This is a genomic window from Streptomyces sp. 71268 (assembly GCF_029392895.1).
GTDB lineage: Bacteria > Actinomycetota > Actinomycetes > Streptomycetales > Streptomycetaceae > Streptomyces.
The window spans coordinates 8,000,800-8,022,217 of the sequence record NZ_CP114200.1; the positions used below are offsets into that span (position 1 = coordinate 8,000,800).

Below are 21,418 nucleotides of genomic sequence, written 5' to 3' on the forward strand. Positions count from 1 at the left end.
CCATGCCCGAGTCGATCCGGTGGACCGTCCTGCCCGACGGGCTCACCACCGATGCCAAGCTCCGCCTGACGGTGCTGGTCACCCCCCGCCTGACCGGCGGGACCACCCTGGGTGACTTCGCCGACTTCGTCGACTGGCCCCGGACCCTGGCCCGCTACGCCGGCGCCCTCCAGGTGGAGTTCCGCGCGGCGCCGGGCGGGGCGAGCGCCACGGTCCCCACCACCGTGCGGCCCGACCGCTACCCGCCGCCCGACAGCACGCTGTGGTGCGAGCTGTTCCCCACCGACACCAGGGTCACCGTGCCCACGGCCGCGCTCCTCGCGGCCGACGCCGAGCCGATCACCCTCCGGTCCTTCCCGAGCCGGGCCGTGCACGCCCAGGTCACGACGTTGTACGAGAACGCCGCGACCGCCACCGCGGCCCGCCGGGCCTTCCCCGACCCGGGCGGCGAGGGCGTGGCGGCGCCGGGTGGCGCGCCGAGCGTGCCGCCGCAGCCGCCGCCCAGTTGGGACCACCCCCAGACGGACGACCTGACGACGCCGCTGACCGAGCCCGTCCGCGACCTCGCCCGCTCCGTCGGCGCGTCCTACCAGCGGCTCGACCGGCTCATCGGGCGCGCCCCGACGGAGGGCTCGGGCGAACCGGCCACCGAGGCCGCCGCCAACCCGTACCGGCCCCGCTACATCGACCGCTCGCACCCCGACTACGCGCCCTTCCAGGCCGAACTCGGCCTCGCCGAGGCGTACCGCTTCTACGACCGGCGCCCCGCGCCTCCCGAGCCCGGCGCCGAGCCCGACCCGCCGCCACCCCCACCGGAGCGGCCGGACCTCGACTTCCACGCGGCCTGCGCGCTCCTCGCCGACTACCCCGAGCTGCTGCGGCGCTTCGGCCTCGCCCTCGACCTGCTGGTCACCCCGCCGCCCGGGCTCGCCGACCAGTGGCAGGCCCGCGTCACCTTCGCCCCACCGCACGAGGGGCTGAACGGGGACGAGAGCCTGCGCCCGTGGACCCGGCTGCGCCACGTGGCGGGGCAGCGGTTCGAGGCGTACGCGGACGACGCCGGCCCGTACGGGCACCGCATGCTCGGCCTCGGCGACAGCCGCGTGCACGTCACCGACCTCGACGTGGACGGCGCGGCGATGAAGTTCGTCGAGTTCTCCCGGATCTTCGACCAACTCTTCACCAGCCCGTCGGAGCCCGCCGGCGCGATCGCGCCCGAGACCACCGCGCCCCCAGCGCTGCACGGCGCGGGTCTGACCGTGCTCGTCGAGGGGCGGGACGCGGACCTCGCCGACCAACTGGAGGCCGACGCGCGCCACGTGGCCGGCGTCGACCAGAGCGGCATCCCCCTCTCCGCAGCCGTCCTGGACGCGTCGCACCTCGTCCGTGGCTACCGGGTGGACGTCGGCGTTGTGGACGACGCCACGGGCCAGGTGGCCCGCTGGTACCCGCTCTGCGCCCGCACCGGCAGCTACGCCATCAGGCGCCCCGGCAAGCCCCCGGTCACCATCCAGGCCGAACCCGACGAGGGACACGTCAAGGCCAGCACGCTCACCCAGGACCGGACCGACGAGCGCCACCACTACGTCCACCAGGCGCTGTTCGGCTGGCACGGCTGGAGCCTGGCCGCACCGCCGCCCGGCCGCACCATCGGCGAGGACAACCTGCCCCAGGTGCCCGAGCCCGACCTCTCGCCGGACTTCCCGCTCGACACCAGCTTCCGGCCGCGCCCCGGCAGCCTGCCCGCACTGCGCTACGGGCGCACCTACCGCCTGCGCGCCCGCCTCGTGGACCTCGCGGGCAACGGGCCCGACCTCGACGCCGACACCCCGCCGAACGCCGTCACCCAGGCGCTGACCTACGGCCGGTGGGAGCCGGTGCCGCCGCCGGCGGTCATCCCCCGCTGGCCCTTCCTGGAGGGCGAGTCGGAGCCCCGGCTGGTGATCCGGAGCACCGTCTCCGACGACGGAACGCCCCTGCCGCCCGACATGTGGGCCATCCAGCGCAACGCCGAAGTCCCCGACCACGAGGCCCAGACGCCGGTGGACAAGCTCGACCGGCGCTACCGCCCCTTCGACGAGCGACACGTCAGCCCACCCAAGACCGCGCTCCAGATGGCCGAGCAACACGGCCTGTACGACGCGGCCTTCGGGCCCGGCAAGCCCCCGGCGCAGCGGCGGCAGTTCTTCGCCGCGGCCTCCCGCGAGGCTGGCAGCTACCTGGACACCAGGGTCAGCCTCGCCGAGGACCCGGACCGTGTCATCGACCTCAAGGCCATCGGCGCCATCCACGTCGCCAAGCACGGCCCGCACGACCCGGTGCCGCTCACCCCGCTACCGGTGCCCCGTGGCGCGGGCCTCGCCCCCGGCGAGTACGTCGTCCACGACGGCCGCGGACTGCTCCTGCCGTACCTGCCCGACGTGCTCGCGCGCGGCGTCTCCTTCCGGGGGCTGCCCGGTGGCAAGCCGACCGAGACGTACGCTTTCCCCGGCCCGTGGCCGCAGGCCAGGCCGCTGCGGCTGAAGATCGAGGAGGGCAGCGGCCCGCCGGTCTGGCGCGGGCTCGTCGACCGGGAGCTGACCGTCTTCCTGCCCAAGGCCACCTTCGCCACCGTCCGCATGAGCTGCCACGTGCACCGCGACGACCTGACCACCTTCCACCAGTGGCGGCTGCTGACCGGCACTCCGCTGTGGAGCGACCCGACGACCGGGCTGCCGCCGGAGAAGCGGGAGGAGTTGACGGACGCCGCCGCCGACGGCGAGAACTGGCTGATCACCCCGTGGGTCGAACTCACCCTGGTGCACGCCGTGGAGAAGCCGCTGGAGCGGCCGGTCATCGGCGACCTCACCTTCCGCCGCAGGGCCGAGGAGACCTTCGCCGACCTGGGTGGCAGCGTGCGCAACCACGCCGGGAGCACCGGCCGGGTCGACGTGGACGCGACCTGGCAGGAGTGGATCGACGACGTCACCCAGGACGCGCCGGAGCGCGTCACGGTCCACGCCCACGTCGGGGACGTCACGGTGGGGCCGGCGCAGGACAGCCGCTCGCTGTCCGGCGTACGCCACGAGTTCCGCGACACCCGGCACCGCGACGTCACCTACACGCCGACCGCCACCACCCGGTTCCGCGAGTACTTCCACCCGGACATCACCCGGCGCACCGAACTCGTCACCCGGCGCGGCCCGGACAACCCGGGCCCCACCGGCCAGGGCTGGCCCGTACCCAGCACTCGCAGGCCGGAGCCGCCGGAGTTGAGCCACCTCGTGCCCACCTTCACCTGGGAGCGCGAGGTGGACCACGAGCGGCACCGGGTGACGCGCACCCGCCACCGCGCCGGGGTGCGGGCCTACCTCAAGCGCCCCTGGTACTCGTCGGGCGACGACGAGATGCTGGCCGTCGTCCTCGACCCGGGCGCCGCCCCGGGCCCCGACCTGCCCGACCACCTGGTGACCCGCTACGCGACGGACCCGCTGTGGGCGGACCGCACCGCCTCGCCCCTCCTCGCGCCCGCCAACTTTCCCAACGCCACGGCCACCGCGACCGATCGCGCGCTGGCCGAGCCGGTCGACGGACAACAGGTGACGGCCGCCGTCGCGGCGTTCACACCGGAGTACGACGAGAGCCTGCGACTGTGGTACTGCGACATCGACGTCAGCCTGGGCGAACTGGCCGATGCCACCGCGTACTTCCCGTACCTGCGGCTGGCCCTGGCGCGCTACCAGCCGCACTCCATCGATCCGCTGCACCTGTCGAAGGTGACTACGACGGAGTTCACCCAACTGGTGCCGCGACGCACGGCCACCGGGTCCATGACCTCCGACGGCAGGATCCAACTGGAGCTGGCCGGCCCGTTCGCGGCCAACTCGCTCGGCGAACGCGCCGGGACGGGCCTGCCAGGCATCGCGGCCAGCCGGCGCGTGCGGGCCACCTTCCAGCGGCGCGAGGTGGCCGCCAGCGACCTGGCCTGGACCGACGTCGGGCCACCGGTGGAACTCGGCTGCGCGGCACGCGACGGCGGCTTCGTCTGGACCGGGCTGCTCACGCCCCCGTCCCCGCCCCTCGCGCCGCTGACGGCGCACCGGCTGCGGATCGAGGAGCACGAGACGTACCTGACCGATACGGCCACCGCCACCGACACGGTCACCGTGGGCGGCGGGCCGCTCCCGGTGGGCCGCCGGCTGATCCACGCCGACCACTTCGCCCTGACGCGCACACTGCTGGGCAAGCTCGTGCTCCAGGAGTGACCTGCCCGCGCGAGGCGCCCCGGGCGGGGGCGCCCCGCCGGGGCTCAGCCGAACCTGACGCCGTGCGCGACGGTCAGCGTCGGACCGCCGTTCCAGGTGCCACCGCGCGCCGGCACGGTGGCGATCCTCCCGGAGGCGCGACAGTCGGAGAACCGGTAGACGGTGGCCACCGTGTCCGTGCGGTTGCTGGCGTTGGCCGCGCCGCCGTTGAGCGTGCGGCACCCGTTGGGCGGGTCGGAGATGGTGTCCGGCCTGTTGTTGTCCGCCCGGAGGGGATGTGGGGGGCGATGCCCACCGGAGAGGTCGTCAATCCGGGCTCACCCGAATGGACCTGCACCCAGGGGCGGAAGCGGCTGCCGCGACACAGGTAGGTGAAGCGGAGGTGGCACGCGCGTCGGGAGGGGGGGCGGTGCACGGGCCGCGCGCCGCGGAGTGTTAACTGTTTGTTGCGCTGTCCGGCGCTCCAACGGCCCTTCCGTGTGGCCCGGTTCACACCCGCACGCCTCGTTGTGAAACCCGTTTCGTCGTACGGCCACCGCGCTGACCACCACAGTTCGCGCGGGAGACGCAGGTCCGCGCCCTGATGCGCGCCGGGGCGCGGCGCGTGGAGGGCGCGGCCGGCTCGCGTGAGCGTGCATCACTGTGGAAAACGGCCTTCAGTGCGCTCTTGTGTCATGTACGCGGGGTGCGCCAAGGTTCAGCCACGGCAGCCCGTCACCCACCTCGTACCGACCGCCTGCACCGGCGCTCGCCCCCACGGGAGCGACGGACTGCCTGAGCTGCCGCGACACCTCCGGCGGGGGCCGGCACACCGACCTCCACCAGACCGCGACAGCACGGCTCGGCTCGGCAACACGGTCCGTCCCAGGCACCTCCCTCGGCCACTCCGTCGCCGAGCCCGAAGAGAACCGCGCATGCAGACCCTGCATCCCCAGCGCGCGTACCGCAGCGCGCCACGATGAGGAGGACCCCTCACCATGGCAATACCCATGCGCAAGTCCCGACTGGCCACGGCGGTCGCCGCAGTGGCCGCCGTCACCGCCATCGGCGCCGTCTCCGCGCTCCCCGCCCAGGCCACCGAGGCCAAGGCCGCCGAGGGCCGGATCGTCGACGCGGGCACGGCCGGCGCCATCAAGGGCAGCTACATCGTCACCCTGAACAAGGCCGCCGGGATCGCCTCCACGTCGGGCGAGGGCAAGAGCCTGATCGCCGAGTACGGCGGCACCGTCAGACACACCTACACGGCCGCCCTCAACGGCTACTCCGCGCAGCTCAGCGAGCGCGAGGCGAAGAAGCTCGCCGCCGACCCGGCCGTCGACCAGGTCATCCAGGACACCGCGGTGCACGCGACCGCCACCCAGACCAACCCGCCCAACTGGGGCCTGGACCGCATCGACCAGGCCAACCTGCCGCTGGACCAGAAGTACACCTACCCCGACAGCGCGGGCGGCGGCACCACCATCTACATCATCGACACCGGCGTGCGCATCAGCCACCAGGACTTCGGCGGCCGGGCCGTCAACGGCTACGACGCGGTGGACAACGACAACGTCGCCCAGGACGGCAACGGCCACGGCACGCACGTCGCCTCGACCACGGCGGGCATCGCCCACGGCGTCGCCAAGAAGGCCAAGGTCGTGGCGGTCCGCGTGCTCAACGACCAGGGGTCGGGCACCACCGCGGGCGTGGTGGCCGGCATCGACTGGGTGACCAAGAACCACAGCGGCCCCTCGGTGGCCAACATGTCCCTCGGCGGCGGCGCCAGCTCCGCCCTGGACACGGCCGTGCGCAACTCCATCCGCGCGGGCGTCACCTACGCCGTCGCGGCCGGCAACGACAACCGGGACGCCCGCAACACCTCGCCCGCCCGCGTCAGCGAGGCCATCACGGTCGGCGCCACCACGCGCACCGACTCCCGGTCGAGCTTCTCCAACTACGGCTCCATCGTGGACCTGTTCGCCCCGGGCTCCGACATCACCGCTGCCTGGCGGACCAGCGACACCGCCACCAACACCATCTCCGGCACCTCCATGGCCACCCCGCACGTGGCGGGCGCGGCCGCCGTCTACCTGGCCAACCACACCAGCGCCACCCCGGCCCAGGTGGCCACGGCCCTGGTGAACGGCGCCACCCCGGGCAAGGTGACCAACCCGGGCAGCGGCTCGCCCAACAAGCTGCTGCGCATCGTGCCGTAACCCCGCCGAACGGCGACCCGTGCTGAGTCACGGGAGCCTCGGCCACACGGCCTGACACCACACGCACCACGCACCACACGGCGCACCGCCCCGGGGGCCACCCCGGCGCGGTGCGCCGCCACGCGTGCGCACGCCGGGACCGGCCATCGCGGCCCGGCCGCCACCGGGGACCCGGGGCCGCGATGGCTCAGTGCTCGGGCAGGGCCGTGCCGCAGCGCCCGCAGTAGCGGGCGTCGGTCTCGGGCGCGAGGCGCCCGCACTCGACGCACACGCGGTGCAACAGGCAGGCCGCCTCGCCACCGGTCCGCTCGACCGGGGCGGGGGCGCCGACGGTGAGCCCGGGGCGGCGGCGGTGCACGGTGAGGTAGGTGAGACCGGCGGCGCCGGCGTACAGCGCCCGCCGCGAGCCGTGCGGAAGCCACACGAGCGCACCCGGCCCGAGCGCGGCCTGAGCCTCGCCCGCCCCGTCTGCCCGGTCCGCCTCGTCTGCCTCGTCCGACCGTCCGACCGCGCCGCCCTCCGGAGCCGCCTCGCCGCCGCCCGTCAGGTGCCCGTCACCCTCGATGACGTACAGGAGCACGTCCAACCGCGCCTCCAGATGCGCCGCGACCCGGGCGCCCGGGGGCAGCCGGATGACGTTGGCGTCCAGTTGTCGCTGGTCGACAGCGAGCCGCCACAGGGCGCCGCGCTGCTCCGTGGCCGCCTCCTCGGTCAGCTCGCTCACCTGGGCGAGCACCCGGGGCTCAGGGACCGCTGCCACCAGGACCCCCTTTCTCGGCTCGGCTGTTTCGGCACAGTGTTCCGCATCGTACGAAACGAACGACGCGCTCTCCGACCGTGAGCCGTCCCCGACCCCGACCCTGACCGCGAGCCGACCCTGGCCCGTCGGCCCTCCGGACGCCGGGGCCCGCACGGGCCGGTCGGACGGAGCCTCGGGGGCGGGATGGGCGGCTAGCGGGACAGATGGGGACCAAGGGGCGGGGGAAGCTCCGATCGGTACCGGCCGTTCGGGCGCGGCGTCTGCCGCGACGCCGCTTGGCGCGCTCACCACCGCGCACGCGCCGGGAGCGCCGCGTGGCGCGTCGGCGCCTCCGGACGCGCCGCGCCATGTGCCGTGCCCAGGGCCGGGTCCAACGCGCGCGCCGACGCGCGGACCGTGGCCAATTCCCGCTTCGCCCGTACGTGGGCCCCGTAGACGCCCGCACGGGGGAGGTGGTGACGTAGAGCCCGAGCATCCGCGGTGCGGTAGTCGGCTCCTGAGCGAGCCGGTACGAGAGCGGAGCAAGTGCCCCAGGTCGTGCGCGCGTCCCACGGTGACGCGTGCGTGCCCTGGTGCGCCCGTGCCGCGCCGGGCCGTCGAGGCCGGCGATGCGGAGCGAGACGAGCGAAGCCGGTGGCCGAGCCGCCGTGCGCACCAACGAACGGGAGAACCACGGCCACGAACGAGACGCGCGCGAGACGAAGAAGACAAGGAGCACATCCATGAGTGACCGGACACGACACGCATCGGCGAGCCGGGGAGCGGACCTCGGGTCCCGGCGCTTACGGGCGGCGGCCCGCCCCCTGGCGGTGCTGTTCTCGGCGGGGGCGCTGCTGGTGCTGCCCCCCGCGCCGATGTCGGTGGCCGACAGCGGCGCGCCGACCACCACCACGGCGGGCGCCGAACGGCTCAACGGCAAGACCTGGCAAGGCGGTTGGTCGACCTCCGTCCAGCAGCCCGGACGAGGTCTGTTCCCCAACTGGTCGCAGCAGGGCTTCAAGCAGCAGACGCTGCGGCAGGTGGTCCGGGTCAGCGTCGGGGGCACGAGCGCCCGCTTCAAGCTCTCAAACCGTTACGGCACCGCCCCGCTGAAGGTGACCGGGGCCACGGTCGGCCGTACGGACAAGGGCGCGGCGGTGCGCGAGGACACGAGCCGGCCGCTGGCCTTCGGGAAGAAGGAGTCGGTGACGATCCCGGCGGGTGGCGAGGTGTTCACCGACGCGGTGCCGCTGCGGGTCAGGGCGCTGGAATCGCTGACCGTCACGCTGTACCTGCACGAGCCGACCGGTCCGGCCACGTACCACATGGCGGCCTCCGCCACGGCCTACCGGGCGGCGGGCGACCAGCGGCCCGACGAGAGCGGCAAGCCCTTCACCGAGACCTCGGCGTCCTGGTACTACCTCGCCGACGTCGAGGTGCGCGGCAAGGGCGACGGGCGGCGCGACGGCGTGGTGACCTTCGGCGACTCGATCACCGACGGGATGGGCTCGACCATCGACGCCAACAACCGCTACCCGGACGACCTGGCGGAACGGTTCGTCCGGGAGGAGGGCCCGCGCAGCATCCTCAACCACGGGATCAGCGGCAACATGGTCACCGTCGGCACCCCGGGCACGGGCGAGAGCGGCGTGGACCGCTTCGCCAAGGACGTGCTGGCCGAGCCGGGCATCCGCACGGTCATCGTGCTGGAGGGCATCAATGACATCGGACTGGGTGGGATGGGGCAGATCCCGGACGTGTCGGTCGAGCAACTGATCGCCGGCCACCGCGACATCATCCGTCAGGCCCGCGCCAAGGGCCTCAAGGTGATCGGCTCGACCCTGGTCCCCTTCAAGGGCGCCGGGTACTACACCGACCGCGGCGAGACCAAGCGCGACGAGCTGAACAAGTGGATACGCACCTCCGGCGCCTACGACGAGGTCGTCGACCTCGACAAGGTGCTGGCCGACCCCGCCGACGAGGACCGGCTGCTCCCCGCCTACGACAGCGGCGACCACCTGCACCCGAGCGACGCCGGCTACCACGCGATGGCCGAGGCCATCGACATCGACGAGCTGTGACCCGGCGCGCGGCCTCCGCTGACCAGTCATAACGGCACAACGCCCGTACCAGGGAAGCTGGTTGGGAGCGAAAGCCCACGCGGGCACAGCACTCCCGAGCCGTCGCGGGGAGGCGAGCGGCGGGCCGGCCCACGGGCGGGTGTGCGGGCCGTGCGCTGGGGGCGTGGGCGCGCGTGGGCGGGCACCCGCCGGTCGTCCCGAGCCCTGTCCGGGCATCGGGGCGACCGGCGTGGCCCGTGGGCGGAAGCCCCGTCGGACCCGGCGGGCACCCGGAGGACGGAGGACGGACGGCCAGGGCGCACGTGGCCGTCAGGGGCGGTCGGCCCGCAGCACCCGGAGCACCTCCGCGTCCGTGAGCTGCGCGAAGTCCGCGTACCAGGAGCCGACCGCGTGGAAGGCGGGCGGCTGTTCCACGCAGACGACCTCGTCGGCCTCCGGGCGCAGCAGGTCCACCGCGTCCGGCGCGCCCACCGGCGCCGCCATGACCAGGCGGGCCGGCCCGCGGGCGCGCGCGAAGCGCAGGGCGGCCCGGGCCGTCGAGCCGGTCGCCAGGCCGTCGTCCACCACGATCGCGGTGCGGCCGGCGAGTTCGGGCTCCGGCCTGCCCTGCCGGTACAGGGCGGTACGCCGCCGCAACTCCTCCCGCTCGCGGTCCGCGATCGGCGCGAGATCGTCCTCGACCAGCCCGAGCTGCGCCAGCGCCGCCTGGTCGTACTGGGGCGGGTCGTCGCCCACCACCGCGCCGAGCCCGACCTCCGCGGCGAACGGCGCCCCGATCTTGCGTACGACGATGATGTCCAGCGGCGCGGCCAGGGCCCGGGCCACCTCGTCCGCGACCGGCAACCCGCCCCGGGGCAGCGCCAGCACCAGGGGATCGGGGTGCCGGCCGCCGGTGCGGTAGTGCGACAGCCGCTCGGCCAGGGCGCGGCCCGCCGCGCGGCGATCGGCGAAGCGCATCGGTGGCTCTCCTCTCCGCGAGGTGTCGGGCCGCCCTCGGGGTGGGGCAGCCGCGGCGCGCGGCGCCGGGTGGCGGGGACGGCCGCGCCGACGGGTTCGGCGCCCCGCGCCCACGATCCCTACCCGCCGCCGGCCCCCGGGCGTCCCCGCATCCGGGTGGTCCGCGCCGGGCCGCGCACCGGGCCCGGCACCACGACAGCCGGGTGACGCCCCGAGATCGGGAGCCACCCGGCTGTCACCGCCGCCGTACTCAGTTGCCGCGCAGGCGCTCCATCTCGCGCCGGTCGCGCTTGGTGGGCCGGCCCGCGCCACGGTCCCGTACGCCGAGCAGCGCGATCTCCTCGCGCGGCGGCGGGGGCGGGCTGTTGTCCACGTAGCACTCGGCGGCGATCGCGGCGCCGACCCGCTTGCGCACCAGCTTCGAGACCACGACGACGCGCTCGCGTCCCGCGTGGAACAACCGCACCTCGTCCCCCGGCCGCACGGCCGCCGCGGGCTTGGCCCGGTCGCCGTTGATACGTACGTGGCCGCCCCGGCACGCCGTCGCGGCCGCGGAACGGGTCTTGGTCAGCCGCACCGACCAGATCCAACTGTCGACTCGTACGGTGCCCTCGTCTGCCGTCATGGCACCGACTCTAGCGCCGTGCCCGCGATCACCGGGGTGGGTTTTCGCCCGGGCCGGGCCCCGCGCTCCCGGTCGGACGGCGCGCGGGCGGCGCGCGGGAGACCGTCGCGCTCCCCGTCCGCGTGGCGGGCCGGCGTGGCAGGTGGCATGCATGCGATGGGACGGGCACGGTACCCGACTGGCGACGAGTGTGATCCGTGGGTCACGGCCCGTAGCCCGCTCGACCCGCCGGGTGGCCGACCTGCTGGGTGGCACCGCACCGAGGGAGTGAGTCGATGAGCGCGAGAGCGACGCGGCGTGGCCTGGGCCGCCCGCTGTGGCGCTGGCGGCGCAACCCGTTGCGCCGCCGTACGGACGTGATCGAGGCGTGGTCCCTGCTCCTCGCGGCCGTGATCATGGCGGTGGGCGGAGTGGCCCTCGGCGTCACGACGGCCCTGCTGGCGCGGGAGCCGCTCATGGAGCAGCACGAGAACCGGCACCAGACGCAGGCCGTACTCGTCAGGGACGTGCCGCAGCGGCCCACGGAACTGGGCGAACCGGGAGCGAACCGGGTGCGGGCCACCGTCCGCTGGACGGACGTCTCGGGCACCACGCACACCGGGCAAACGCGGGTGGACGAGGGGCGCGAGGCGGGCGAGCGGGTGACCATCTGGACCGACGAGCGCGGCGAACTGACCACCGCGCCGCTCAGCCCTGCGCAGGCGGCCACCCGGGCGGCCGTGGTGGGTGCCATAACGGCCACCGGCTTCTGCTGCCTGACCCTGAGCGCCCACCGCCAGGTGCGGCGACGCCTCGACCGGGAACGCGCCGCGCAGTGGGAGCGCGCCTGGGCCGAGGTCGGCCCGCGCTGGAGCGGGCGCGTGTGACCCGGTGCCGCGCAAGCACCGGTGCGGGCGCCAGCATCGGGGCCGGCCTCAGCGCCGGCTCGCCGTGCCGAAGAGCTGTGTCCAGTACGTGCCGGCCACACTGCCCGTGGCGTACCCGACGCCGATCTCGTCGAAGCCGGGGGAGAGGATGTTGGCCCGGTGGCCGGGGCTGTTCATCCAGCCGCGGAGCACGTCGGCGGCGCCGCGCTGGCCGCAGGCGATGTTCTCGCCGATGCCGCGGTGCCGGCAGCCGGCCGCCGCCGCCCGGTCCCACGGCTGCCGCCCCTCGGGCGTGGTGTGGGCGTAGAAGTCGCGGGCCACCATGTCGGCGCTGTGCGCCTGGGCGGCCGTCGCCAGGCCGGGGTCGACGGCGAGCGGGCGCAGCCCGGCGGCCGAGCGCTCGGCGTTGGTGAGCGCCACCACCTCCGCCACCAGGCGCGCCAGGCCCGTGGTCGAGAACGGCGATGCCCACAGCGCCGTCCAGTACACGTCGCCCGAGGCCGCGCCGACGGCCCGGCCGACGCCGGCGTGGGCGACCGACGGATCGAGCAGCGGCCCGCCGCGCGCGGCGTCGGACCGGCAGTAGTCCACCAACTCGGCGGCCGTACGCGGCCCGGAGACCAGGTGCTCGGCGATGGTCAGGCAGACGTAGCCGGTTCGCGCGACGCGCTGGTAGACCGAGACCCCGTCCGGGCCCTGGGCGTCCAACCGCTCCTGGGCGGCCATCGCCGCGGCGTGCGCGTCGGCCGCGCTGGTCAGGCGCCCGTCGGGGGCGACGGGACGCGCGCCGGCGCGCGAGCGCAGCGCGTTGACCCGGGCCAGGGCCTCGCCGGTCGCGTCCGCACCGGCGTCGCCCGGCGCCAACGGGCCGCGACCGCCGGCCGGCGCGAGCGGCGCGCGGTGGGCGCCCGCCGACGGGGCGGGCGCGGGGGGCCGGGGGAGGCGGGGCCTCGTCCAGCACGTCCACGCCGAAGTCGCGGGCCACCCCGGCCAACCCGTCCGCGTACCCCTGGCCCAGTGCCCGCACCTTCCACCGCGCGCCGCGCCGGTAGACCTCGGCGAGCAGCAGCACCGTCTCCCGGCCCGTGCGGCGCGGGGTGAAGCGGGTGACGAGCCCGCCGTCGGGCCCCGCGACGCTCAACGCGGGCGCCGGCAGCGCGCTGAGCGCCGCGCCGGGCTCGGCCGGGCTGACCACCACGGTGACCCGGCTGGCGCCGGGGCGCAGGTGCTCGGGCCGCAGCGTGAGCGCGTTCCCGTCCAGCCGCACGCCGGGCGCGCTGGGCTGGTTGAAGAAGACGAAGTCCGCGTCGCCACCGACCCGTCCACCCTCGTCGGTGATCAACGCCGACACGTCGAAGGGCCCGGGCACGCGAAGCGTCAGCGCGCCCTCGGGCAGGGCCTGGTTGGCACCGGGAACCAGCTCGTCCATCGTGCACCCCCGCTCGGTTCACCTGGCCAACGCGCGCGCCTCGTGCCGGGTTCCCACGCCGTCGCGCCCCGCGCACCCCGGCGGGTTGGCCTGCGAACGGGTGGTCCTGTGCCGCCTCCCGCGCGTGGCGCGCGCGTCCGCCTCCCGTGCCCGGCCCGTACGGGGTTGGCTGCTGGACGGCGTGTCCCGACCCTTGACCCGCCCGGCACCGCAGGGCACAAGAAGAGACAGGAACGTCGGCACCTCGCACCGAGAACACGCCGCACACTCAGTCAACTTCGTACAGAGGATGAAGAGCATGGACGGCATGCGCAGACGAACCCTGCTCGCGGCGATCGGCGGCACGGTCGCCGTGAGCGGCGCGACGGGAGCCCAGTTGGCCACGGGAGGGGCGGCCCAGGCCGCGGGAAGAGGCGACATGGCGGACGCGGCGCGGCCGTCGGGCAACCGCGTGGGACCCCACGAGGACAGGATCCGGAAGCTGCTGGGCCGGATGACGGTCGAGGAGAAGCTCGGCCAACTCCAGCAACTGACCTGGAACGGTGACACCGGGCCCGGTGGTGGCCAGAACGGGGAGGTCGAGCGGGCCGCGCGCAGCGGCCGGATCGGCTCCGTGCTCAACCTGCACGGAGCGGCGCACACCAACGCCCTCCAGCGGCTCGCCGTCGAGGAGTCCAGGCTCGGCATCCCGCTGCTGTTCGGCCTCGACGTCATCCATGGCTTCTGGACGACCTTCCCCATCCCGCTCGCCCAGGCGGCCAGCTTCGACCCGGCGGTGGCCGCCCGGGACGCCGAGGTGGCGTCGGTCGAGGCCCGGTCCAACGGCGTGCGGTGGACCTTCGCCCCCATGATGGACGTCACGCACGAGCCGCGCTGGGGGCGTATCGCCGAGGGCTCGGGCGAGGACCCGTACCTGGCCGAGCGGTTCGCGGCGGCCAAGGTCACCGGGCACCAGGGCCGGGCCGACGGCACCGACCTGGCGCGCGCGGACCGGATCGCCGCCTGCGCCAAGCACTTCGTCGCGTACGGCGGGGCCGAGGGCGGGCGCGACTACAACACCGTCGACGTCTCGGAGGCGCGGCTGCGCAACCTGTACCTGCCGCCCTTCAAGGCGGCCGTGGACGCCGGGGTCGCCACCGTCATGGCCTCGTTCAACACCATCAACGGCGTGCCCGCGCACGGCAACCCGCACACCCTGACCGACGTGCTCAAGCAGGAGTGGGACTTTCCCGGCTTCGTGGTCAGCGACTACACCGGCGTGCAGGAGATGATCACGCACGGCTTCGCCGCCGACACCGCGGACGCGGCCCGACTGGCGCTGACGGCCGGTGTGGACATGGAGATGGTCGGCACCACCATCCGCGACCACGGCGCCAGGCTGCTCGCCTCGGGCGACATCAGCCAGCGGCGGCTGGACGACGCGGTCACCCGCGTCCTGCGCGTGAAGTTCCAACTCGGGCTCTTCGAGAGCCCGTACGTCGACGAGGGCGCCGCCGTCACCGCCCCGACCCCGGCGGCCCGCAAGGCGGCCCGCGAGGTCGCCAGCCGCTGTCTGGTACTGCTCAAGAACGAACGGAAAACGCTCCCGCTGCGCCGCGACACGCCGTCGGTCGCGGTCGTGGGCCCGTTCGCCGACTCGCCCGACCTGCACGGGACCTGGGCCGGCCCGGGCGGAAAGAAGTTCCGCGCCACCACCGTGCTCGACGGGATCAGGAAGGCGGCCCCCGAGGCCAGGGTGAGCCACGCCCGGGGCGTGCCCCCCGAAGGCGGGGACACCAGCGGCATCAGGGCGGCGACGGCCGCGGTACGGGCGGCCGACGTGACGGTCGTCGTGGTCGGCGAGCCCTCGGCAATCAGCGGCGAGGCCAGCTCGCGCAGCCAGCTCGGACTGCCCGGCGCACAGGCCGAGTTGATCGCGGCCATCGCGAGGGTCGGCAAGCCCTTCGCCGCCGTCGTGGTCGGCGGCCGCCCGCTGACGGTGGGCGACTGGCTGGCCTCCGCGCCCGCCGTGGTGATGGCCTGGCACCCGGGCATCGAGGGCGGCAACGCCATCGCCGACGTCCTGTTCGGCACCGTCAACCCCGGAGGCAAGCTCCCCGCGTCCTTCCCCCGGGCCGTCGGACAGATCCCCATCCACTACAACCACGAGAACACCGGGCGCCCCTACCGGGCGGAGGAGAAGTACACCTCCAAGTACCTCGACCTGCCGCCCGGGCCGCAGTTCCCGTTCGGCCACGGCCTGAGCTACACCACCTTCGAGATCACGCCGCCCCGGCTCGGCGCGGACCAGATCGGCGCGGACGCGCTGCGCGCGGGCGACACCGTCGAGGTGACCACCACCGTCCGCAACACCGGCGACCGGCCGGGCGACGAGGTGGTACAGCTCTACGTGCACGACCCGGTCGCCAGCATCACGCAACCCGTGCGCCGGCTGCGCGGGTTCCGCCGCGTCAGCCTCGACCCGGGTCAAAGTCGCACCGTGCGCTTCTCGCTCGGCGCCGACGACCTGGGCTTTTGGACCAACGACAGCGCGGGCCGCTTCGTCGTCGAACCGGGCACCATCGAGGTGTACGTGGGCGGCGACTCCACGGCCCGAGGCAAGGCCCTGCTGCGCGTCACCTGACGCCCACGCCCCGCCGCGAGTGAACCCGGGCCCCGGCCGGGTGCGCTCGCGGTGGGCCGCTCAGGAACCGGTCGACTGTGCTCAGCCGCTTCGGACGGGCCCGTTCCCATGCTGCCCGGGCCCGCCGGGTCACATGCGGGCCCGCGGGTTTAGTCGGGCCCCTCCCGTGGCACCCGAAGCCGCGCAGCCACCCGCCCCGGGCCCCGGTAACTCCCAGGTCAGAGGCGTACGGCCGGACACGGGCCCAGGCGGCGGCGCGACGGGCCGCCAGCGCGCGACGCGTACGGCGTACGCGGCCTCGCGTAGCGCGTACGGCACCGGGTGGTGGGCAGATCAGCGATCGGCAGGGAGCGGAGGCACATGAAGATCGGGTACAAGCTGGCCGCCGAGGCGTTCGGACCCGCCGAACTCGTCCGGCAGACCCAGCGCGCTGAGGCCGTCGGCTTCGACTTCGTCGAGATCAGCGACCACTTCCACCCCTGGCTGGACAACCAGGGCCACTCGCCCTTCGCGTGGACCGTGCTCGGCGCGATCGCCGAGCGCACCGAACGCATCGGGCTCGCCACCGGCGTCACCTGCCCCACCGTGCGCTACCACCCGGCCGTCATCGCCCAGGCGGCGGCCACCCTCGCGCTGCTCTCCGACGGCCGCTTCACGCTCGGCGTCGGTTCGGGCGAGCGGCTCAACGAGCACGTGGTGGGACGGGAGTTCCCCGCCGTCCGGGCCCGGCACGCCCTGCTGCGCGAGGCGCTGGAGATCATCCGACTGCTGTGGCGCGGCGGCTACCGCTCGTACGACGGCCGCTACCTGCGCCTGGAGGACGCTCGCGTCTTCGACCTGCCCGACGAGCCGCCGCCGATCGCCGTGGCCGCCAGCGGCTCGTCCTCCGCGCGTATCGCCGCCGAACTCGGTGACGGCCTGTTCGCCACGGAGGACAAGCCCGAGATCGTGCGGCACTACGCCGAGGCCGGGGGCGCCGGCCCGAAGTACGCCGAGGTGCCGGTGGCCTGGGCGCCCGACGAGCACACGGCGGCCAAGACCGCGCACGAGACCACCCGCTGGGCGCTGACCGGCTGGAAGGTGATGAGCGAACTGCCCAACCCGGTCAACTTCGCGGCCGCGACCACCACCGTCACCGAGCAGGACGTGGCCCAGAAGTTCGCCTGCGGCCCCGACCCGGCCCGCTACGTCGCCGCCGCCCGAGGCTTCGCCGACGCCGGGTTCGACCACCTGGTCATGCAGAACGCCGGCCCCGACCCCGATGGCTTCCTGGACTTCTACGCGGCCGAACTCGACGGACCGCTACGCGAGTTGACGCCTGGCGGATCGGCCTGACCCCACGCGCCGTCACCGGGAGCCGGTCAGGCGCGGCCACCCGGCCGCGCGTGAACCGGCGCCGGGTCGAGCGCGAGCGTCACGTGGCCCCCGATGACCTGGTAACCCAGCCGCTGGTAGAGCGCGTTGGACGTCGGGTTGGCGAGGTCGGCGAAGAGCAGCACCCGCGTCACCCCCGCGTCCAGCGCCTCCCGGGATACGGCGGCCACGACGGCGCCCGCGTACCCCTTCCCGCGCAGCGCGTCGGGCGTGTAGACGCCGTTGACGCGCACCATGCCCCCCTGCGCGCGGGTCACGCCGGCCATCGAGACCGGCGCGCCGTCCACCTCCCACAGGGTGCAACCGCCGTAGCCGAGCCGGTCGTCGAGCGCGCGCGAGCTGCCGGCCTGGTCCTCGCCGATGTCACGGTGGTACGCCGCGAACCAGTCCAGCAGGAACCCGCGGTCCTCCCGCGTCGCCCGCCGCGCCCGGCCGGGCGGTGCCGGCGAGGGCGGTACCAGTTCGCCGAGCCGGTACAGGCGCTGTCGTCCGGTCACCCGCCAGGCGCCGCCGGTGGCCCGCGCCCAGCGCGCGGCGAACGCCTCGGTGGCGGCCCGCTGGCCGCCCACGCCGACGAGGCGTCGCGGCCCGCCCAGCAGGTGCGTCGCGAGTTCCGCCGCGGCCGCGGGCGCCATGGGTGAGAGCTGCACGGGATAGGGCGGCGTCCACACGAACGCCCCCGCCACCGCCCCGTCAGGCTCGTGCCACCACCCGTAACGCGGCGGTTGGTCCCCGTACCGGTCAGGCCCGGCGTCGCGCAGCGAGGCGGCGAGCGAGATCAGGATCGTGTGCTCGTCGGGCCGCCCGCCCAGAAAGGGGCCCGCCGTCGCACGGAAGGCGCCGTTGTCGTCGGTCGTCGTCCACGTCATGCCACAGGCTCTCCCCGTGGACAGGCCGGGCGCACGCGAATTACGCCGCCGCGCCCCGGCCCGCAGGCGGCCCTCAGCGGATCGTGGTCACCTTGGCCAGCAACTCGCCGCCCGACCACCGCCGGGCCGCCCCGGGGCCGGCCGCCTCCATGCGCCGTACGAGGGAGATCAGCTCGGCGTTCACGGGCGCGGGCAGCGCGTGCCGGGCGGCCAACGCCACCACCTCGCCCTGCAGCGAGTCGATCTCGGTGGGCCGGCCCCGCTGGAGGTCCTCCCAGGTGGACGACCTGGCCTGGGCGTCGATGGCCAGCGTGGCGGCGGCCACCCGACGGAAGATCCCGTCCGGCAACCGCAGCAGCCGTGGGGTGAGCCGGGCCGGGATCGGGCCCAGCCGCGCCGGCTGTATCCCCTCGGCCTCGTACGCCGCGAGCGCCTCCGACTGGCTGAGCGCCAGGCACTCCCGGTACGCGCGCTGGCCGAGCTGGTCACGCAGCGGGAGCCCGGAGAGCGCGTTGATCGCGTTGTTGAGGTTCATCAGCAGCTTGGCGCACTGCACCTCGCGCATGTCGTGCCGCGCCTCGACGCGCAGCCCGGCCGCGGCCAGGGCCGCGATCAGCGGCTCGGCGCGCTCGGCGGCCTCCACCATCAGCGTGCCACCCGAGCCCTGGTGGAACGCGCCGGGCGCGGTCCGCACCACGTTGTACGGGACCATCCCGGCGAGCACCGCGTGCTCGGCCAGGACGGAGCGCAGGGCGTGGGTGTTCCGCAGCCCGTTCTGGAAGCTGACCACCACGGCGCCGGGCGCGAGCCTCGGGGCGAGCTGCCGCGCGGCCTCTGCGGTGCCCGCCGACTTGACGGTGACCAGCACGCAGTCCGCGCCGGCCGCCGCGTCCGCGCTGGTGGCCAGGCGCACCCCGGCGGGCCCGCCCGAGGTGCCCACGCGCAGGGCGGGGCGGCCGCCCCCGGTCAGGGACAGGCCGTGTTCGCGGAGCGTGTCCATGGCGGCGGGCCGGCCGATCAGCGTGACGTCCGCTATGCCGGCGAGGCTGCCGCCGAGGTGGCAGCCGATGCTGCCGGCGCCGAGGACGGCGATCCGAAGACGGTGGTGGGGGAGGGGCGCGGGCTGTGACATGGAGCCGTCTCCTGGCGGTGTCGTGGCGGCCGTGACGCGGACGGGATGCCGACCCGCGGCTCGTGACCACCGACCACCCCACCGCCCGCCGAGGTGCCGCCCGCCGGATCGGGATCGTGCGGCCCGTGCACGCCACACGGGGATGACCGCGGCCCGGAATCCAGGGACCGATGGGGGCGGGGCGCGGGCCTGCCCAGCGCGGGCGAACAGCGCACCCTCGACTACGCTTCCGGCTCCAAACCTAACGCTCAGTGCGGACGGGCGTCCAGATCCGGGCACGCCCGAGTGTGCGCCGGCGCACCCGCCAAACGGGGAGCCGCGCAGCTCCGCACGGGCCCGGCCGCCGCACACCCGGCCGCCCGGCCCGCCCGCACCTGGCTCGGGTGCGACGTAGCAACGTACAGCCGGACGACAGGGTGTGGCGTGCCGCCCGAGCTACGCCCGGCCCAGGGCCCGCGCGCCCGGAGCGCAGCGCTCGCGCAGGGTCGCCAGCTCCGCGTCGGGCAGCCGCAGCGCGCTGCCCCGGCTGCCGGCGCGGAGTTCGGCGCGGCCGGCGGCCAGCCAGTCCGCGCGCGGCGCCACGCCGGCGAACTCGGCCAGCCGGGTCAGCTCGCGCTCCGGCGCGTCCAACAAGTCCTCGTACGCGAGCGTCATCCGGCGCTCCTCCGGAAGCTGGGCCAACAGCCCGACACCCTCCGTGACCAACTCCGACCACAGTGCCCCGAACCCCTCGACCGGCATCTGTCGATCCATGATCAGCCGCTGACCGTCGAACCGGTCGCCGAGCAGCGCCGACAGGTCCGCCGGCAGCGCGCGGACGTGGTCGGGCGTCAGCTCGGTGAGATCCGTGACGTTCGAGCGCTCCATGACCTCCCGCAGCAGCGCGATCGCCCGGTACCCGCAGTGCCGGCTCATCGACAGAGCGCAGTCCGGGCCGTCGCGGAAGAGGTGGACGAAGCGGGCGGTGGGGAAGGCCGCGCTCAGTCGCGGGACCCAGCCGAGCGAGTACCCCGAGCGCTCGATCACGGCCGAGCGCCCGAACCGCGCGGCCAGCAGCTCGAACAGTGCCACGTAGTGCCGCGCCACCGGCCGTCGCGGCCAGCCCGACACCTCGTCGGCCACCTCGTCGAGCAGGCCGTCGGGGTCGTCGGTGAGATGGGGCAGCACCATCAGGGACAGCGCGGGAATGCCGGTCGTCTCGGCCGAGTAGCGGCCCGGGCGCCGGACGTACAGGAACTCCGGGAGCGGCACCCCGCTGCGCGTCAGCGTGTCGAAGACCGGGTTGGGGTCGGTGAGGATCCGACGGAACCGCGTCCCGGTGATCGGCTCGGCGGGGAAGGCGCTGGAGCCGAGCGAGGCGTACAGCTCGTTGAGGCTGAGGACGTCGGGGTGGAGGTTGACGATCCGGGACAGGGCGCTGGAGCCGCTGCGCCCGGTGCCCACGATGAATGTTAAGGACCGCATGTGCCTCTCCCAGCCGACGGCCGCGTGAACGATCACAGCGTACTGACGGCTGGCTCGCCGGGCGAGGGGCGGTGATCCGCCCCGTGCGCGGGGCCGCGAGCCCCCCGTGGGCAGGGGCGAGGCCGGGGCGGGGGGAGGGAGCGGCGGCTCGCTGGCGCATGCGCGGTGTACGCGGTCGGGGCGCGATGTGACCGTGGTAACCATCGAAGATCACCCATCGCCCGATGGGGCGTGCTACCTTAGATCCAGTTGCAGTTGTGGTTCCCATAGACGTTGTGTGCGCCTGCTGGTTCTCGACCTTCAGGCGCATTTTTGTTTTCCGGTGTGTATTTTCTCCGGCCGGGTGATCAGCGCGACTACAGAGGCTCCGTAAGGTGCGGATTCTCGTACGACCCGTTAGGAGACGGATATGACGACCGGTACCGTGAAGTGGTTCAACAGCGAAAAGGGCTTTGGCTTCATCGCGCAGGACGGCGGCGGCCCCGACGTCTTCGCCCACTACTCGAACATCAACGCTCAGGGCTTCCGTGAGCTCGTTGAGGGCCAGCAGGTCCAGTTCGACGTGACGCAGGGCCCCAAGGGTCCGCAGGCGGAGAACATCCAGCCCGTCTGATCCGGCGCGGCCACAGCGCCGCGCGGCAGGGCCCGCACCCCAGGGTGCGGGCCCGGCCCATGCCGCCGTCCCGATGACGTGACGGCGGCGTCTTGTGTCTGACCGGTGCCCGCCCGAATTCCCCAAGCGGTTCCGCGGTGCGCGTGACGCTCTCCGTCACCGCGCGTCCAGGAAATCGTCGAAAAGAGTTCGACAAAGATACGGGCG

General features: G+C 74.6%; 14 protein-coding genes and 1 pseudogene. 7 read left to right on the plus strand and 8 right to left on the minus strand.

Translation table 11 applies throughout. The features are described from left to right. The first annotated feature begins 2 nt into the window (after positions 1-2). Both OYE22_RS31860 and OYE22_RS31865 read left to right on the plus strand, forming a co-directional pair. Positions 3-4,244 carry a hypothetical protein gene (locus tag OYE22_RS31860; protein WP_277323668.1) on the plus strand — a complete coding sequence of 1,414 codons (4,242 nt, stop codon included), beginning with the start codon at positions 3-5 and terminating at the stop codon, positions 4,242-4,244. A 977-nt stretch (positions 4,245-5,221) separates the two neighbouring features. Next, entirely contained in the window at positions 5,222-6,439 is a 1,218-nt protein-coding gene (locus OYE22_RS31865) for a S8 family peptidase (protein WP_277323669.1), read from the plus strand. A gap of 187 nt (positions 6,440-6,626) precedes the next feature. Here OYE22_RS31865 and OYE22_RS31870 read toward each other — a convergent pair whose 3' ends face one another. Then, the gene (locus OYE22_RS31870) at positions 6,627-7,199 is read right to left on the minus strand and encodes a zinc ribbon domain-containing protein (RefSeq protein ID WP_277323670.1); all 573 of its coding nucleotides are present in this window, start codon (positions 7,197-7,199) and stop codon (positions 6,627-6,629) included. 722 nt (positions 7,200-7,921) lie between these two features. On the opposite strand from OYE22_RS31870, the gene OYE22_RS31875 reads away from it, so the two are divergent. Then, positions 7,922-9,259: an SGNH/GDSL hydrolase family protein gene (locus tag OYE22_RS31875; protein ID WP_277323671.1), complete on the plus strand. Its 1,338-nt coding sequence runs from the start codon at positions 7,922-7,924 to the stop codon at positions 9,257-9,259. A gap of 309 nt (positions 9,260-9,568) precedes the next feature. Here OYE22_RS31875 and OYE22_RS31880 read toward each other — a convergent pair whose 3' ends face one another. Continuing rightward, on the minus strand, positions 9,569-10,216 hold the full coding sequence (locus tag OYE22_RS31880) for a phosphoribosyltransferase family protein (RefSeq protein ID WP_277323672.1): 648 nt from the start codon (positions 10,214-10,216) through the stop codon (positions 9,569-9,571). A gap of 250 nt (positions 10,217-10,466) precedes the next feature. Continuing rightward, positions 10,467-10,841, minus strand: coding sequence for an RNA-binding S4 domain-containing protein (locus OYE22_RS31885; protein ID WP_277323673.1), 375 nt, complete (start codon positions 10,839-10,841; stop codon positions 10,467-10,469). A gap of 275 nt (positions 10,842-11,116) precedes the next feature. Between OYE22_RS31885 and OYE22_RS31890 the strand changes: the two genes are divergently transcribed. Continuing rightward, on the plus strand, positions 11,117-11,707 hold the full coding sequence (locus OYE22_RS31890; RefSeq protein ID WP_277323674.1) for a hypothetical protein: 591 nt from the start codon (positions 11,117-11,119) through the stop codon (positions 11,705-11,707). A 48-nt stretch (positions 11,708-11,755) separates the two neighbouring features. Here the strand turns inward: OYE22_RS31890 and OYE22_RS31895 are convergent, their stop codons facing one another. Together OYE22_RS31895 and OYE22_RS31900 are read right to left on the minus strand one after the other, a co-directional pair. Then, entirely contained in the window at positions 11,756-12,571 is an 816-nt protein-coding gene (locus OYE22_RS31895; protein ID WP_277323675.1) for a CAP domain-containing protein, read from the minus strand. A gap of 166 nt (positions 12,572-12,737) precedes the next feature. Next, positions 12,738-13,136 (minus strand): annotated as a pseudogene (locus tag OYE22_RS31900) (TerD family protein); the annotation flags it as partial. Positions 13,137-13,434: 298 nt separating this feature from the next. Here OYE22_RS31900 and OYE22_RS31905 point away from each other — a divergent pair. Next, positions 13,435-15,759 carry a glycoside hydrolase family 3 N-terminal domain-containing protein gene (locus OYE22_RS31905; protein ID WP_277324415.1) on the plus strand — a complete coding sequence of 775 codons (2,325 nt, stop codon included), beginning with the start codon at positions 13,435-13,437 and terminating at the stop codon, positions 15,757-15,759. A 360-nt stretch (positions 15,760-16,119) separates the two neighbouring features. Then, complete coding sequence (locus OYE22_RS31910) at positions 16,120-17,094, plus strand: TIGR03557 family F420-dependent LLM class oxidoreductase (protein WP_277323676.1); 975 nt, start codon at positions 16,120-16,122, stop codon at positions 17,092-17,094. Positions 17,095-17,120: 26 nt separating this feature from the next. Here OYE22_RS31910 and OYE22_RS31915 read toward each other — a convergent pair whose 3' ends face one another. The 3 genes from OYE22_RS31915 to OYE22_RS31925 form a co-directional block, all read right to left on the minus strand. Further along, a complete protein-coding gene (locus tag OYE22_RS31915; RefSeq protein ID WP_277323677.1) occupies positions 17,121-18,002 on the minus strand; it encodes a GNAT family N-acetyltransferase in 882 nt (293 codons plus the stop codon). A gap of 73 nt (positions 18,003-18,075) precedes the next feature. Next, positions 18,076-19,134, minus strand: coding sequence for a 2-dehydropantoate 2-reductase (locus tag OYE22_RS31920; RefSeq protein ID WP_277323678.1), 1,059 nt, complete (start codon positions 19,132-19,134; stop codon positions 18,076-18,078). A gap of 435 nt (positions 19,135-19,569) precedes the next feature. After that, positions 19,570-20,598 carry a sulfotransferase gene (locus tag OYE22_RS31925; protein ID WP_277323679.1) on the minus strand — a complete coding sequence of 343 codons (1,029 nt, stop codon included), beginning with the start codon at positions 20,596-20,598 and terminating at the stop codon, positions 19,570-19,572. 409 nt (positions 20,599-21,007) lie between these two features. On the opposite strand from OYE22_RS31925, the gene OYE22_RS31930 reads away from it, so the two are divergent. Continuing rightward, on the plus strand, positions 21,008-21,211 hold the full coding sequence (locus tag OYE22_RS31930) for a cold-shock protein (RefSeq protein ID WP_176160216.1): 204 nt from the start codon (positions 21,008-21,010) through the stop codon (positions 21,209-21,211). Positions 21,212-21,418: the final 207 nt, after the last annotated feature.

What these genes read in the sequence shown, in the direction of transcription:
- OYE22_RS31860 (WP_277323668.1), top strand. Translation starts at nt 3, where the DNA reads ATGCCCGAGTCGATCCGGTGGACCGTCCTGCCCGACGGGCTCACCACC.
- OYE22_RS31865 (WP_277323669.1), top strand. Translation starts at nt 5,222, where the DNA reads ATGGCAATACCCATGCGCAAGTCCCGACTGGCCACGGCGGTCGCCGCA.
- OYE22_RS31875 (WP_277323671.1), top strand. Translation starts at nt 7,922, where the DNA reads ATGAGTGACCGGACACGACACGCATCGGCGAGCCGGGGAGCGGACCTC.
- OYE22_RS31880 (WP_277323672.1), bottom strand. Translation starts at nt 10,216, where the DNA reads ATGCGCTTCGCCGATCGCCGCGCGGCGGGCCGCGCCCTGGCCGAGCGG.
- OYE22_RS31885 (WP_277323673.1), bottom strand. Translation starts at nt 10,841, where the DNA reads ATGACGGCAGACGAGGGCACCGTACGAGTCGACAGTTGGATCTGGTCG.
- OYE22_RS31890 (WP_277323674.1), top strand. Translation starts at nt 11,117, where the DNA reads ATGAGCGCGAGAGCGACGCGGCGTGGCCTGGGCCGCCCGCTGTGGCGC.
- OYE22_RS31905 (WP_277324415.1), top strand. Translation starts at nt 13,435, where the DNA reads ATGGACGGCATGCGCAGACGAACCCTGCTCGCGGCGATCGGCGGCACG.
- OYE22_RS31910 (WP_277323676.1), top strand. Translation starts at nt 16,120, where the DNA reads ATGAAGATCGGGTACAAGCTGGCCGCCGAGGCGTTCGGACCCGCCGAA.
- OYE22_RS31915 (WP_277323677.1), bottom strand. Translation starts at nt 18,002, where the DNA reads ATGACGTGGACGACGACCGACGACAACGGCGCCTTCCGTGCGACGGCG.
- OYE22_RS31920 (WP_277323678.1), bottom strand. Translation starts at nt 19,134, where the DNA reads ATGTCACAGCCCGCGCCCCTCCCCCACCACCGTCTTCGGATCGCCGTC.
- OYE22_RS31925 (WP_277323679.1), bottom strand. Translation starts at nt 20,598, where the DNA reads ATGCGGTCCTTAACATTCATCGTGGGCACCGGGCGCAGCGGCTCCAGC.
- OYE22_RS31930 (WP_176160216.1), top strand. Translation starts at nt 21,008, where the DNA reads ATGACGACCGGTACCGTGAAGTGGTTCAACAGCGAAAAGGGCTTTGGC.